At 61.8% G+C, this 13,528-nt stretch carries 17 protein-coding genes; 5 read left to right on the top strand and 12 right to left on the bottom strand.

All coding sequences use genetic code 11. From position 1 onward, the window contains the following. Positions 1-34: 34 nt before the first annotated feature. The 4 genes from NE357_RS16745 to NE357_RS16730 all read right to left on the bottom strand — a co-directional run bounded on the left by NE357_RS16745 (position 35) and on the right by NE357_RS16730 (position 3,257). Positions 35-1,441 (bottom strand): heavy metal sensor histidine kinase, encoded by a 1,407-nt coding sequence (locus NE357_RS16745; RefSeq protein ID WP_169430804.1) that lies wholly within the window; start codon positions 1,439-1,441, stop codon positions 35-37. Next, complete coding sequence (locus NE357_RS16740; protein ID WP_169430803.1) at positions 1,438-2,109, bottom strand: heavy metal response regulator transcription factor; 672 nt, start codon at positions 2,107-2,109, stop codon at positions 1,438-1,440. The genes NE357_RS16745 and NE357_RS16740 overlap by 4 nt, the downstream gene beginning before the upstream one ends. Before the next feature lie 9 nt (positions 2,110-2,118). Beyond that, the gene (locus NE357_RS16735) at positions 2,119-2,376 is read right to left on the bottom strand and encodes a DUF2790 domain-containing protein (RefSeq protein WP_169430802.1); all 258 of its coding nucleotides are present in this window, start codon (positions 2,374-2,376) and stop codon (positions 2,119-2,121) included. A gap of 167 nt (positions 2,377-2,543) precedes the next feature. Then, positions 2,544-3,257: a murein L,D-transpeptidase catalytic domain family protein gene (locus tag NE357_RS16730; protein WP_169430801.1), complete on the bottom strand. Its 714-nt coding sequence runs from the start codon at positions 3,255-3,257 to the stop codon at positions 2,544-2,546. Between the two features lie 152 nt (positions 3,258-3,409). Between NE357_RS16730 and NE357_RS16725 the strand changes: the two genes are divergently transcribed. Further along, positions 3,410-5,005: a L,D-transpeptidase family protein gene (locus NE357_RS16725; RefSeq protein WP_169430800.1), complete on the top strand. Its 1,596-nt coding sequence runs from the start codon at positions 3,410-3,412 to the stop codon at positions 5,003-5,005. A gap of 3 nt (positions 5,006-5,008) precedes the next feature. On the opposite strand, the gene NE357_RS16720 is transcribed toward NE357_RS16725, so the two are convergent. Both NE357_RS16720 and NE357_RS16715 read right to left on the bottom strand, forming a co-directional pair. Next, entirely contained in the window at positions 5,009-5,524 is a 516-nt protein-coding gene (locus NE357_RS16720; RefSeq protein ID WP_169430799.1) for an HvfX family Cu-binding RiPP maturation protein, read from the bottom strand. Between the two features lie 57 nt (positions 5,525-5,581). Continuing rightward, positions 5,582-5,779 carry an HvfA family oxazolone/thioamide-modified RiPP metallophore gene (locus NE357_RS16715; RefSeq protein WP_169430798.1) on the bottom strand — a complete coding sequence of 66 codons (198 nt, stop codon included), beginning with the start codon at positions 5,777-5,779 and terminating at the stop codon, positions 5,582-5,584. Positions 5,780-6,139: 360 nt separating this feature from the next. Here NE357_RS16715 and glsB point away from each other — a divergent pair, with 360 nt between their 5' ends. Continuing rightward, positions 6,140-7,048, top strand: a complete 909-nt coding sequence (glsB, locus tag NE357_RS16710; protein WP_085711458.1) for a glutaminase B — start codon at positions 6,140-6,142, stop codon at positions 7,046-7,048. A 69-nt stretch (positions 7,049-7,117) separates the two neighbouring features. After that, entirely contained in the window at positions 7,118-8,620 is a 1,503-nt protein-coding gene (locus NE357_RS16705; RefSeq protein ID WP_169430797.1) for an aldehyde dehydrogenase family protein, read from the top strand. Positions 8,621-8,667: 47 nt separating this feature from the next. Here the strand turns inward: NE357_RS16705 and NE357_RS16700 are convergent, their stop codons facing one another. The 4 genes from NE357_RS16700 to cynS form a co-directional block, all read right to left on the bottom strand. After that, positions 8,668-9,441, bottom strand: coding sequence for an alpha/beta fold hydrolase (locus NE357_RS16700; RefSeq protein ID WP_169430796.1), 774 nt, complete (start codon positions 9,439-9,441; stop codon positions 8,668-8,670). A 171-nt stretch (positions 9,442-9,612) separates the two neighbouring features. Continuing rightward, positions 9,613-10,272 (bottom strand): carbonic anhydrase, encoded by a 660-nt coding sequence (locus NE357_RS16695; protein ID WP_169430795.1) that lies wholly within the window; start codon positions 10,270-10,272, stop codon positions 9,613-9,615. 12 nt (positions 10,273-10,284) lie between these two features. Further along, positions 10,285-10,521 carry a DUF2790 domain-containing protein gene (locus NE357_RS16690; protein ID WP_169430794.1) on the bottom strand — a complete coding sequence of 79 codons (237 nt, stop codon included), beginning with the start codon at positions 10,519-10,521 and terminating at the stop codon, positions 10,285-10,287. An 83-nt stretch (positions 10,522-10,604) separates the two neighbouring features. Continuing rightward, on the bottom strand, positions 10,605-11,069 hold the full coding sequence (cynS, locus tag NE357_RS16685; RefSeq protein ID WP_011334741.1) for a cyanase: 465 nt from the start codon (positions 11,067-11,069) through the stop codon (positions 10,605-10,607). 120 nt (positions 11,070-11,189) lie between these two features. On the opposite strand from cynS, the gene cynR reads away from it, so the two are divergent. Beyond that, a complete protein-coding gene (gene cynR, locus NE357_RS16680) occupies positions 11,190-12,068 on the top strand; it encodes a transcriptional regulator CynR (protein ID WP_169430793.1) in 879 nt (292 codons plus the stop codon). Between the two features lie 74 nt (positions 12,069-12,142). Here the strand turns inward: cynR and NE357_RS16675 are convergent, their stop codons facing one another. Then, on the bottom strand, positions 12,143-12,472 hold the full coding sequence (locus tag NE357_RS16675; protein ID WP_047293552.1) for a hypothetical protein: 330 nt from the start codon (positions 12,470-12,472) through the stop codon (positions 12,143-12,145). Between the two features lie 127 nt (positions 12,473-12,599). Here NE357_RS16675 and NE357_RS16670 point away from each other — a divergent pair, with 127 nt between their 5' ends. Then, entirely contained in the window at positions 12,600-12,971 is a 372-nt protein-coding gene (locus tag NE357_RS16670; RefSeq protein ID WP_169428213.1) for a hypothetical protein, read from the top strand. A gap of 12 nt (positions 12,972-12,983) precedes the next feature. On the opposite strand, the gene NE357_RS16665 is transcribed toward NE357_RS16670, so the two are convergent. After that, entirely contained in the window at positions 12,984-13,487 is a 504-nt protein-coding gene (locus NE357_RS16665) for a GNAT family N-acetyltransferase (RefSeq protein WP_169430792.1), read from the bottom strand. Positions 13,488-13,528: the final 41 nt, after the last annotated feature.

Below are 13,528 nucleotides of genomic sequence, written 5' to 3'. Positions count from 1 at the left end.
CTATCGCGAGCAGGCTCGCTCCCACAAAGAGTACTCAATCCCGAAGTTGGCGGGCCGGAAAGAACAGCTCAAAGCAGGTGACGCCGTCAACGCTGGTGACGCTGTAGCGGCCCTGATGCAACTGCATGATGGTCGCGACAATCGACAGGCCCAGACCGTTGGATTGGGCCGAGCGTTCGCGAGACGGATCGACGCGGTAGAACCGCTCGAACAGTCGCGACAGATGCTCGGGGGGAATCGTCGCCCCGTGATTGCGCACTCGCAGGTAGCTGCCATCCGCTTCGGCGATGGCTTCGACCTGCAACGTCGAATCCGCCGCGCCGTACTTGATCGCGTTGGCGCACAGATTGGCCAGCGCCCGGCGCAGCAGCATCGGCTCGGCCCAGATCACGCCGCTGCCACTGGCCTCGATGGTGACGCCAACGTCCGCCGCCAGCCCTTCGAAGTAATCGGCAATGCGTTGCATCTCATCGCAGGCGTCCAGCTCCTGCCGCTGGCTCAGCGCGCTGGTTGGGTCAGTGCGGGCGAGAAACAGCATGTTGTCGAGCATCCGCGCCAGCCGTTCGAGCTCTTCGACGTTGGAGGCGAGCAACTGCTGGTAGGCGTCGACACTGCGGTGCTGTTGCAGGGCGACCTGGGTTTCGCCGAGCAGGTTGTTGATCGGCGTGCGCAGCTCGTGGGCCATGTCAGTGGAGACCTGGCTCAGTTGCGCAACACCTCGGTCGAGCCGGTCCAGCATCGCATTGAAGGCTTCGATCATCGGCTGCAATTCCCGGGGCGTGCCGTGGCGGTCGAGGCGTTCACCGAGGTTGGCGATGCCGATCCCGTGGGCATGCCGGGCAATCCGCCGCAGCGGCAGCAGGCCGCGATACACCAGCAGACAGCCAACCAGCGCCAGGACAATCGCCGCCAGTGACGCCAGGCCATACACGCTGAGTCGATAGCTGGCGAGCATCGCCGTGCGCTCGCTCATCACCTTGCCGATCAGCACTTGCAGATTGCCCTGATCGCCGGAGTCGATATTGGCCGCCACCGCCGAGAACGGCACGCCGTTGATGCTCGGCAGGTGCTGCACATCGTTGAGGGCCATCACATGGTTGATCGGCACGGCGGGCACGGTCGGCAATGTCAGGTTGCTGGGATTGACCACGAACAAGGGCGGTTGCCCCGGTGCGCCGATGGTCAACAGCGCTTCGCGGTTGCCGAGCATGTTCTGGAACAGCGCCGGTTTGTTCTGGATCAGTTCAAGGGTGTTGCTGTCGTTGAGGATGGTGCGCAACTGATCGATGCGGCTGACCAACTGGATGTCGTCGCGGCGGGTCAGTTGTTCTTCCAGCTGGTTGTAAAGCGCCGCGCCCAGGCCCGCCAGAGACGCGAAGGCGAGCACCGCGAACACCAGCGCCAGGCGCAGCGTCAGGGAATACGTGCCGGCGATTTTCATGGCTGGGTATCGAAGCGGTAGCCGATGCCGCGCACGCTGTGGATCAGCTTGAGCGGGAACGGATCATCGATCTTCGCCCGCAGGCGGCGCACGGCGACATCGACCACATTGGTGTCGCTGTCGAAATTCATGTCCCACACCCGCGAGGCGATCAGCGAGCGCGACAGCACTTGCCCTTCGTGGGTGGCGAACAGTTGCAGCAGGGCGAACTCCTTGTTGGTCAGGGTGATCCGGCTGCCGGCGCGGGTGACCCGGCGCTTGAGCACATCGATCTGCAGATCGGCCACCTGCAATTGCTCTTCTTCGTGAATCGGCCCGCGCCGGGTCAGGGTGCGCAGGCGCGCCACCAGTTCGGCGAAGGAAAACGGTTTGATCAGGTAATCGTCGGCGCCCAGCTCCAGGCCCTTGACCCGGTCGGCGATGTCGTCCCGGGCGGTGAGGAACAGCACCGGCGTGTGGGCTTCCTTGCGCAGCCGGCGCAGGACTTCCCAGCCATCCATTTTCGGCATCATCACGTCCAGCACGATCACGTCGAAATCGAATTCCAGTGCCAGGTGCAGACCGTCGGCGCCGTCCCGGGCCAGGCTCACGCTGTAGCCCAGTTCCTGCAAGCCGTTGAGCAAGTAGTTGCCGGCCTTGGGTTCATCTTCGACGACAAGGATGTTCATGAACGTGCCTCAATGATCATTCGTGCAGCCGCTGCCTTGCACTTGATAGTCCAGCACATGTTCGCGGCCCTGGTGGTCGAGGTAATTGAGCCGGGCGGGGATGATGCCGCAGGCCTGGGAAATATCGGTGCTGGAAAGGACTTTGTCGACATCCAGATGCACGTAAAAGCCGTTGGTGTCGTGAATGACCGTGTGCTCGGGCATTTCGGCGGCGAACACGGAGCCGGTGGCGAGGAGGGCGGTGAAGGCCAGGATCAGGGTTTTCATGATGAGTCACTCGGGTCGGTGAAGTGGATCGGCAGGTGTGCCGGAACAACTTCAGGCTACCGAGCGATCCGCTCGGCAAACCGACAACTCAATGACAAAGTTGTAATGAAACCCTGAAAACAAAAATCCCCTGTGGGAACAGGGGATGATTTTTACAGCGCAGACTTTCAGCTGCCGTGAGTGCTGAGAATGCTCGCAATCTGCTGTGGCTGGCAGTTGAGGTACGGCGAGGACTTCAGCCAATGCTGGTCCGGATACCAGGAAAACATGTACTGCCCGTCCTTCAGGCTGTCGATCACCCGTCTGGCGACCTGCGGCCGCACCGCCGGGCAACCCTGGCTGCGACCCAGTCGGCCCGTACGTTTGCTCCAGAACAGATTCACGTAGTCGGCGGCATGGATCACGATGGCGCGATCGCGGGCCATGTCGTTGACGCCCGGCTCCAGACCGTCCATGCGCAGCGAATAACCGTGGGTGCCTTCGTAACTTTCCTGGGTGCGGAACAGGCCGAGGCTGGATTGAAAGCTGCCTTCACGGTTGGAGAACCGGGTGGCGAAGTTGTCCCCGGAGTTTGAGCCGTGGGCGACCAGGTCGCGCAGGATCAGTTTTTTCTGCGTCAGGTCGAAGATCCACAGGCGCCGCTCGGTGGACGGTTGCGAATAATCGATGATCGCCAGGTGCCGGGACTGCTTCGCGCCGTTGTTGATTGCGCATTGCATGGCGTTCAGGGCACCTTTAAGCGCCTGGGGATTGAGTTCCGGAGCGGCGTGGGCGAGGCTGCTATAGAGAACCGGCTGCGAGGTGCCGGCGGCAAAAACCTGACTGGTCACCAGCCCGATGGCAGTGGCAGTCAGCAGAAGTCGGCGCAAAAACGTCAACATTTAAAGTGAATCCTCACTGGCTACATGTTTGGCACTTTGGCTCCTGACGTCCAGTCGTCCCCGGCAGGCCCGCGAATCGGACCTGACTGTATCACCGCACCTGATGTAAGGTTGACCGTCAATCAAGACGGCCATGGATTGGAGTAAAGCAGTTGTTCAAAAAGTACGCATGCTACTTGAGCATTTGTTTGCTCGCTGCGCCGTTTGTCGCTTGCGCCGAAGAGCCATTGCCGGCACTCCCGGCGCAAGTGCCCGTGGAGCCGCAAAGTCCGTTGCACGCCGTGCTGATCGGTTTGCCGCAGGCTTGCCCGGCGATTGCCGCCCGTCTCAGCGGCCCGGCCCTGGAGCAGTTGCAGTCCTTCTACCAGCAGCAGGACTGGATGCCGGTCTGGGCGGCGGCCGGGCAATTGCCGGCCTTGCACGCGCAATTGCAGCTGTTGGCCGACGATGGCCTCAATCCGAAACGCTATCCGGTCGCCGACACGGCCCCGCAGGATGGCGAGCTGTGCGCTGACATCGACATCAGCCGCAACTACCTGCAGGCCTTGCAGGACCTGCATTACGGTCGCCTTCTGCAGTCTCACTTCGAGCCGCTTTGGCATGCCGACGATACGCCCCGTGACCGACAGGCGGAGCTGCTCGCCATCGCCGTGCCGGGCATGCATGACGTTGCCGCCGCCTTCGATCTGGCCCGCCCGCGCCTGGCGCAATACCAGAATCTGCGCCACCTCTATGCCGCGCAACGCCTGCAGGCCTTGCCGCACTGGCAATCGGTGGGCAACGGGCCGCTGCTGCGCCCGGACATGGAAGACAAACGCGTGCCGGAACTTGCCAGGCGGCTGTACAGCGAAGGTTATTTGAGCCATGTGGTCGGCACGCCGGACAACGCTTATCACGGTGTTTTGGTGGAGGCCGTGAAAAGCTTCCAGGCCAGCCATTCGTTGCAGGCCGACGGCGTGGTCGGGCCGGGAACGATTGCCGAAATGAACATCAGCCCACTGACTCGCCGCGAACAGCTGCGGGTCAACCTTGAGCGTTTCCGCTGGCTGGCCCAGGACATGGAGCCCGACGGCCTGCTGGTCAACGTTGCCGCTGCCGAACTGACCCTGTATCAGGGCGGCCTGCCGGTGTGGCAGACCCGCACCCAGGTCGGTCGCGCCGAACGCCAGACACCATTGCTCAAATCCCGGGTCACTCGCTTGACGCTGAACCCGACCTGGACCGTGCCGCCGACCATCTGGAAGGAGGACAAGCTGCCGGAAATCCGCAAGGACCAGACCTTCCTCAGCCGTCAGAACCTGCAAGTGCTCGACGCCAACGGCCAGCCACTGGCTGCTGCCGACATCGACTGGGACAACCCCGGCAATATCCTTTTGCGCCAGGACGCCGGGCCGCGCAACCCGCTGGGGCAAATGGTCATCCGTTTCCCCAACCCGTTCTCGGTGTACCTGCACGACACACCGAGCAAGGCGCTGTTCGACAAGGGGCCACGGGCGTTCAGTTCCGGTTGTGTGCGGGTCGAGCATCCGATGAAACTGCGCGACTTCCTGCTCAGCCCGGCGGAAAGGGCCCGCACCGACACCTTGCTCGCCACCGGCACCACCCATGAGTTTCGCCTGAGCAATCCGGTGCCGATCCTCATGACTTACTGGACGGCGCAGGTCGACGGGCAGGGCCGGCTGGTGTACGCGCCGGACATCTACAGCCGTGACAGCGCATTGCTGGCGGGGCTCGACCGGGCGCCTTGATCTTCAGTGGCTGGCGCGTTTCCAGAAACGCCGCGCCAGCCACGCATCCACGCTCAACTTGCCGGCCCCGGCGAACACCAGCGGCACCAGTGCGGCCAGGTAGATCGCCGGCAGCTTGAAGTTGCCGAAGCCTTTGTTGGTGATCGCGTAGCCCTGGGCCAGTTCGCTCAAGGACGACCAGTCTGCCGGCCAGTGCACCGCAGCGGTGGCGACGACCGTCACCACGATCAGCGAAATCGCCGAGATCCGCGTACCCAGCCCGATCAGGATCGCCAGGGCGCAGATCAGCTCGGCCCACATCGACAGCTCCCAGTTCAGCGTGGCCGGCAGACGATCGAAGGGAAACGGGAACCGCTCCTGAATGTCTTCGAACCAGTTCTGGCCGTTGAATTTCTCCAGGCCCGATTCGAAAAACTCCCAGGCGATAAACAGGCGCAGGGTCAGCGGCGCCAGCCATTGGCCTGCGCGATCAAGATTCAGGTGCAGGCCTTTGACGACGGTCGAGAGAGCAGTGGTCATGGGATGGCTCCGTTCAATCAAGGGAAAACGGGGCACCGACGTGCCCCGTGAAGAGGGTTATTCGCTGGCACCGCACTTGCCTTCGCCGCACTTGCCTTCCGAGGTTTTTTCCGGGGTGTCGGCCTGGGCCTGGCTGTAGCCGTGATCCAGTTGCTTGACGCTGAAGGCCTCGGAAGCCGAAGCCGCGTTGGACAGGGCCAGGCCGCCAGCCAACAGCAGGCCGAGCGTCAAAGAAGTTTTCGAGAGCTTGGTCATGGTGAATCTCCGATAAAAATGTGGGTTCAAAGGCTTGATCGGGGCTGCCGATCGACAGGTTCATTTGAGCGTCGGGCTGTATCGGGGATGTGTCGCGAAGGGCCGGATTTGTGCGCGGGATGTGTCGGGCGTCGGGCCGTACACACTGCGATACACAGACTGCTAAAAACTGTGGGAGCGAGCCTGCTCGCGATAGCGGTGGCTCAGGCGCCGAGTATGCTGGCTGTGCTGGCCTCATCGCGAGCAGGCTCGCTCCCACAATGGATCTCCAATTATTCCGAATGTGTGATTTGCCTCAGCCCCGCAGCGTCTAGCCACGGTGTCCCCGCAATCCCATGGGGCGAGACTTCGAGACCCGGCATGCAAGCGCTGTTGAACGAGATCCTTGACGCTGTCCGGCCCCTGATCGGGCAGGGCAAGGTGGCTGACTACATTCCCGCCCTCGGCACCGTGCCGCCGGACCAATTGGGCATCGCCGTGTATGGCAACGACGGCGAAATGTATTGCGCCGGCGATGCCGAGACGTTGTTCTCGGTGCAGAGTATTTCCAAGGTGTTCAGCCTGGTTCAGGCCATCGAACACTCCGGCGAGGCAATCTGGGAACGCCTGGGTCACGAGCCGTCCGGCCAGCCGTTCAACTCGCTGGTGCAGCTGGAGTTCGAGCGCGGTCGCCCGCGTAATCCGTTCATCAATGCCGGGGCACTGGTGATCTGCGACATCAACCAGTCGCGCTTTGCCGCCCCGGCGTTGTCGATGCGTGATTTCGTGCGTCGGTTGTCGGGCAATCCGCAGGTGATGGTCGATGGCAAGGTCGCCGATTCCGAATACCAGCACCGCGCACGCAACGCGGCGATGGCCTACCTGATGCAATCCTTCGGCAACTTCCACAACGACGTCGAAGCGGTGCTGCGCAGCTACTTCAGCCACTGCGCGTTGCGCATGAGCTGCATCGACCTGGCCCGGGCGTTCTGCTTCCTGGCCAACGACGGCTATTGCAAGCACAGCGGCGAACAGATCCTGACTCGCCGCCAGACCCAGCAAGTCAACTCGATCATGGCCACCAGCGGTCTGTACGACGAAGCCGGCAACTTCGCCTACCGCGTTGGCCTGCCGGGCAAAAGCGGTGTCGGCGGTGGCATCGTCGCGGTGGTGCCCGGGCAATTCACGGTGTGCGTGTGGTCGCCGGAACTCAATGCGGCGGGCAACTCGCTGGCGGGCATGGCGGCGCTGGAAATGCTCAGTTCGCGGATCGGCTGGTCGGTGTTCTGAGCCTGTGTTGCTTTGAGGGAGGCCAACCTATACATTTTCCGGCCGCCCTCAATATGGTGAATCCGCTCCATGTCTCTCGCGCTCGAACGTCTCGTCGCTGGCACGCCTATCCCTTTCGCCGGTAACCGCGTCACCGTGGTCAGCCCCGAACTGGCCGAGCGTTTCCGACCCGGCGACCACCTGTTGGTGGAGCAGGTGAGCGGCGAGCTGTTGCTGATTCCGGTGGCGGATCAGCAGGCCGCGTCGGTGGCGATCGAGCGTGCAGCGGCGGCGTTTACTGCGTTGTCTGCTGTGTCGGATGAGGCCATTAGCCGCTTCTTCGATCTGTTCGCCCAACGCCTGGAAAGCCCGGACGCCTGGGCACTGATCGAAACCGCCAACCTCGCCGACATCGAACGGGCCAAGGCTCGCGGTCGTTCGACTACCCGTTTGCTCGCCGACGAGCGCATGCGCCGCGACATGATCGCCGGCCTGCGTGCCTGGCGCGACGCGCCGGCCACCCGTGGCAAGGTGATCAGCAGCGTCGAACATGACGGCTGGAAGGTCGAGCAGGTGGTGTCGCCGCTGGGCATCGTTGCGTTCGTGTTCGAAGGTCGGCCGAACGTCTTCGCCGACGCCGCTGGTGTATTGCGCACCGGCAACACAGCCGTACTGCGCATTGGCAGCGATGCATTGGGCACCGCACAGGCCATCGTCACCCATGCCCTGAACCCGGCACTGGCCGATGCCGGTCTGCCGGCGGGGGCGGTGTCGCTGGTGGAGAGCGTCAACCACGCCGCTGGTTGGGCGATGTTCGCCGACCGGCGTCTGTCGCTGGCCGTGGCCCGTGGTTCGGGCCGTGCGGTCAGCCAGTTGGGCAGCATTGCCCAGCAGGCCGGCACCGCTGTCAGCCTGCACGGCACCGGTGGCGCGTGGCTGATTGCCGATCGTGATGCCGACGCCAAACGCTTCTCCGCCGTGGTACGCAACTCGCTGGATCGCAAGGTTTGCAACACCTTGAACGTCTGCCTGATCCAGCGCGATCGCGCCGCTGAACTGGTGCCGTTGTTCCTCGACGCCTTGCAACAGGCCGGTACTGCGCGCGGTCAGGGCTGCAAATTGCACATCGTCGAAGGCAGTGAGGGTTACCTGCCGAGCGATTGGCAGAGCGCGACGGTCGAGGTTTATCGTGCCGAGGGCTATCAGACCGAAGCCTTGGCCGAACCATTGCCGCAAGCACAACTGGGCCGTGAGTGGGAATGGGAAGAAACCCCGGAAACCAGCCTGATGATCGTCGACGATCTGGATCAGGCCATCGCGCTGTTCAACCGCTACAGCCCGCAGTTCACCGTATCGTTGATCAGCGAAGACGCGGCGGTTCAGGAGCGTTTTTACAGCGCGGTCAACGCGCCGTTCGTGGGCAATGGCATCACCCGTTGGGTCGATGGCCAATATGCGCTGAACAAGCCGGAGCTGGGGCTTTCGAACTGGGAAAGCGGTCGCCTGTTTGCTCGCAGCGCGATTCTCTCGGGTGACGGTGTGTTCACCGTCCGCAGCCGCATGACCCAGGTCGATCTGGGCGTAAAACGCTAAAACAAAAACGCCGCGCCTGTCGCAATGACAGGCGCGGCGTTTTCTTGTCACTTGGCGGTGGCGGCGGATTCGATCAGGCTGGCCACGGCTTTCGGATTCGACACCATCGCCACGTGGGACGCGCCCTTAATCACAAGGGTCTTTTTGGCGTGCGCCCGTTCGGCCATGAACGCCATGGCTTGCGGCGGGATGTTCTTGTCCTTGTCGCCATACACGAACCATGACGGAATCGTCTTCCACGCTGGCTCACTGGCGGCTTCGTTGAGCGCCGCCTCGGTAACGGGGCGCTGAGTCGCGGCCATCAGTTTCGCGTCGGCGTTCGGTACGTCGGCGGCAAACTGGTCGTGGAACTTGTCCTGCTGGATGTACAGATCCTTGCCGCCGTCCTTCAACGCAACGGGCGGCGCCAGAGTCGGGCCGAGGGTGCTTCCGGGGAATTTTCCGGCCAGCCCGGCCACGGTTTCACCGGCTTCGGGCGCCAGCGCTGCCACATACACCAGTGCCTTGACGTTGGCGTTGCCGTACGCGGCTTCACTGATCACCGGCCCACCATAAGAATGGCCGACCAGCACCACCGGCGATTTGATGCCGGCCAGCACGTCGGCGACCGATTGCGCATCACCCTTGAGCGTACGCAGCGGGTTGGCCGCCGCGATTACCGGATAACCGTCCTTTTCCAGAATCTTCACCACACCGTTCCAACTGCTGGAATCGGCAAAGGCACCGTGCACCAGCACCACGGTGGGTTTCTCGGCGGCCATCGCCGAGGTGGCGCCGGCCATGGCGGCGGTAAGGGCCAGTCCTGCAAACAGCTTGTTCATCGAGTGTTCCTTGTGTCGGGAGGAGGGATGCAGCGTTCGGGCTTATTCAAGGCGTTCGCTGTATCGGGGATGTGTCCGCCTCCCGGTTCGGGTGCATGGAACTGTGTCTGGCGGGGTGCTGGCTACACGCTGATACAAAGCAAACGCCCCGACAGGTGCGGGGCGTTCGGTTCAGGCGGCATCGACCGTCTGGCCATGCACTGCGCACGTCGACGGCTGTTCGGCCAGCGAGACGAAGGTGCGACGGTCGGCTGTGAGGGCATCGATGGAACCGGTCTCGATGTCGTAGACCCAGCCGTGCAGGTTCAGCAAGCCTTTCTCCTGGGCCAGACGCACACTCGGGTGGGTCTGGATGTTCGCCAGTTGGGCGATCACGTTCTCGCGCACCATCGAACTCAGCTTGGCCGCGTCATTGGCGTGTGGCCGTGATTCGTTGACCACTTTCGCCGACTCGGCATGTTGCAACCAACCGCTGACGGCGGGCAGGTGATCCATGCATTTGCACTGGGCGATGGCGGTCATGGCGCCGCAATCGGAGTGACCGCAGATCACTATGTCGGTGACGCCGAGCACGGCTACCGCGTATTCCACCGTCGCCGAAACCCCGCCCGGATGCGGGCTGTAGGACGGCACGATATTGCCGGCGTTGCGGATCACGAACAGCTCGCCGGGTTCTTGTTGCGTCAGCAGCTCGGGCACTACACGGCTGTCGGAGCAAGTGATGAACAAGGTGCCCGGGGTTTGGGTAGTCGCCAGGTGTTTGAACAGTTCAGTGCGTTGCGGGAACGCTTCGTTCTGGAACTTCAGAAAGCCTTCGATCAGGTTTTTCATGGGGCAGTCCTCTCAGTTCGAGCAGCCGGTGCCGAACTCGCTGTATTGAAGAATGTGTTTTGCGCCGTGACTGTCGAGGTAAGTCATCTCGACCGGCACTACACCGCAGACGTCGGCGACCGGGGTGATGCTCACGACTTCAGCGATATCCAGAGACATGCCGTAGTGATAGGCGACGGCCTCTTCATCAGCCTGGGCCTGGGCGGTAAGGCCGGCGAGCAGGGCCAGAGTCAACAGAATTTTTTGCATGGGGCAGCCTCCAGGCAGGTGGGGTGACGACTTGGCGAATCAGGTTTGGATGAGCCCGCACGCGAGGTGCGGGCCCGGAGGGATCAGAACGGACGCAGCGGGAGGAACTTGCCGTCGAGGGTGACCACGGCGCGGGAACCGCCTTCAGGATCTTCGACTTTCTTGATGTCGAGCTTGAAATTGATCGCGCTGATGATGCCGTCACCGAATTGCTCGTGAACCAGTGCCTTCAGGGTGGTGCCGTAGATCTGGATCATCTCGTGGAAGCGGTAGATGGTCGGGTCGGTCGGCACACCGTCGAGGCTGCCGCGCAGCGGGATGATTTGCAGAGCGGCGACGTCTTCGGCGCTCAGCTCAAGCTTGTCGCCGACCACTTCGGCAGCGGCTTTCGGCAGTGGATGCTGGCCGAGGAGGGCGGCGGTGACGTAGGCCAGGCTCAGGCCGGTGCCGTCGGCCAGATCCTGCCACGACAGGTTTTTCTGAGCCTTGGCATCCAGGGCGCGGGTGGTCAGGGCGATGCGGCTGTCGTTGTAGGCTTGAGATTGCATGGTGTTTCTCCTTTCGGGGTTGGCTTGCTGTGTGGGATTCATCTTCTGCCGATTGATCCATAGCGTCCAAGACCGATATACAATGCAAAGCATAAGCAATGCCTATAGATGGAGCGTCCCATGCTGTTGCGACATTTGCGATACCTGCTGGCCGTGGCCGATCACGGTGGCTTCACCCGGGCGGCCGAGGCGCTGCATGTGTCGCAGCCGACTTTGTCGCAACAGATCCGCCAGTTGGAAGAAAGCCTCGGTGTGGATTTGTTTGATCGCACCTCGCGTTCGGTCAAACCCACCGACGCCGGTCAGGCCTACATAGAATGTGCGCGGCGGGTGCTGGTGGAGCTGGAGGCGGGCAAACGCGCGTTGCATGACGTGAAGGATCTGTCCCGAGGCTCGTTGCGCCTGGCCATGACCCCGACCTTCATGGCATATCTGGTCGGGCCATTGGTGCGAGACTACGTGGCGCGTTATCCGGGGATTCACCTGGAGATTTTCGAGCTGTCGATGGACGACATCGAGGCCGGGCTGGCGGATGACTCGCTGGACATCGCGATTGCCTTCACCCCGGTGCGCAACCCGGACATTGAATGCATTCCGGCGTTTGTCGAGACGCTGGGAGTGATGGTCGGGCGTGGGCATCCGTTGTATGACAGCGCTGCAGTGCTGACGCCGGATGACATTGCGCAACTGGATTTCGCCTTGCTGGCACCGGACTTCATCACGCGCTTGTCGATTGATGAGTACTTCCGCCAGCACGGCATCACGCCCAAGGTGCAGATCGAGGTGAACTCGGTGAGTACGTTGCTTGAAGTGATCCGGCATGCGCCGATTGCGACCATGCTGCCGGAGGCGATTGCGACCGAGGACCGGGCGTTGCGCCGGTTACGTGTGGAGAGTGAGGCGCCGCAGCGAGGGGCGGCGTTGTTGCGGCGCCAGAACAACTATCACAGTGCGGCATCTGTGGCGTTCATGGAGATGGTGCTGGAAACCCGTTCATGAACAGGGTTTGCGATCAATAAAAAAGGGCCTGCTCCTTATCGGAAGCAGGCCCTTTTGTTTATTGAAGATTCAACTTAGCAGAACCGATCAATCACCCGAACTTCGTTCTTGTTCTGCATCGAGTCCCACGCCTGTTTCAGCGTTTGCAGAACATTACCGATGAAGTCCTTGTCGGCCGCGGCTTTCTTGCCGACGTAGCCGTGGCCGCGGCGGTACATCTTCAGGCGGGCCAGCAGGTTCTGGTTGTTCCGGTCGAACTCTTCTTCACCAGCATGGGGCGACAGGCAGTCGATATGCACCTGACCCGACTTGCTGATCCACAGAATATGGCTGTCATGGCTGTCTTTTTGTGCAGCGAACATACGAGCCAGTTCTTCGATAGTAGGTTGATTGTTCAGATTCATGATATTGCCCCTTGACCAGTCTGGTGATCTTTCAAAGTTGATTCGCTAATACAGGTAGCCCATCGGTTAGTTGATCCCTGGCACCGAAACCAGGACGTCAGCGGTCGCCCGTGTGAAGTACGGGGTCATGCGTCTGTTGCATGTAGTCGTGTTGAATAACTGCTACGCAATAGCGTCACAACGAGGAGAAGCAGCGAAAACCGGGAGGCTCCTTGACGACGTTTTCAGGGTCGACCACAAGCGTCTTGAGAATTTTCGCCAGCGCTTCTCGTCCTTGTACTGGACGTTCAGGCCAGGTCAGCTTCTTCAATCTGCCTTGTGGGCAGCGTGTATCCGGAAAAAACAGCTCGGCGGTCAGACGAGCTTGCTCAAGCGTGTTGCCAGTGCTCCCGATCGGGGAGACGTCTGCATCATGCAAAAGCCAAACGACGCCGTCAACGGTTTTGTAGTGATTATTTTTAGTCACTACATATTGTCGGACAAAGTCATTCTGGAATGAAAAAAGGGGGCTTCAGGCAGCGGGAGAAAGGCTTCGCAGGCCGTAGAAGGTGCAGGGGTAGCCGTCCACGGTTTTGGGCTGGCGGGTAAAGTCGCCGCCGCTCAGCTCGGGGATGAGCCGGGCCCAGAACCGCTGCGCAGGCAGGTTGGCGTCGACATGGAAAATCTGCCATCGACCGGGCAGGTGGCTCAAGAGGGCAGAGGCGACAAACTGCGCGACACCTTGGCCACGCCAGCGTCGGCTGACGAAGAAGTAGCCGATGTTGTAGTCGGCGCCTTCGATGAGGAGGTGGTCGTCCACGGTCACGAACCCCGCCAGCTCATCGTCGACGTGGATCAGGAATGGCCGGGTCGCCGGTTGACGCCAGTAATCGTCTTTCAACTGGATCGGGAAAAAACCATGCCCGCCCAACTTCAACGGCACCCACTCGCTGAAGTCATAGGTGTAGAACTGCATCAGGTTTTCGAGGGTTTCCAGTTCGTCGCGCCGGGCGACGCGCAGTTCGATGACAGACATGCCGCAGGCTCCTGACAATCACTGCAGAAACAGTAGCGCGC

It is taken from the genome of Pseudomonas sp. G7(2022) (assembly GCF_052660475.1).
The sequence above is the reverse complement of the archived record's forward strand: the minus strand, read 5'-3'. Positions and strand labels throughout refer to the sequence as shown.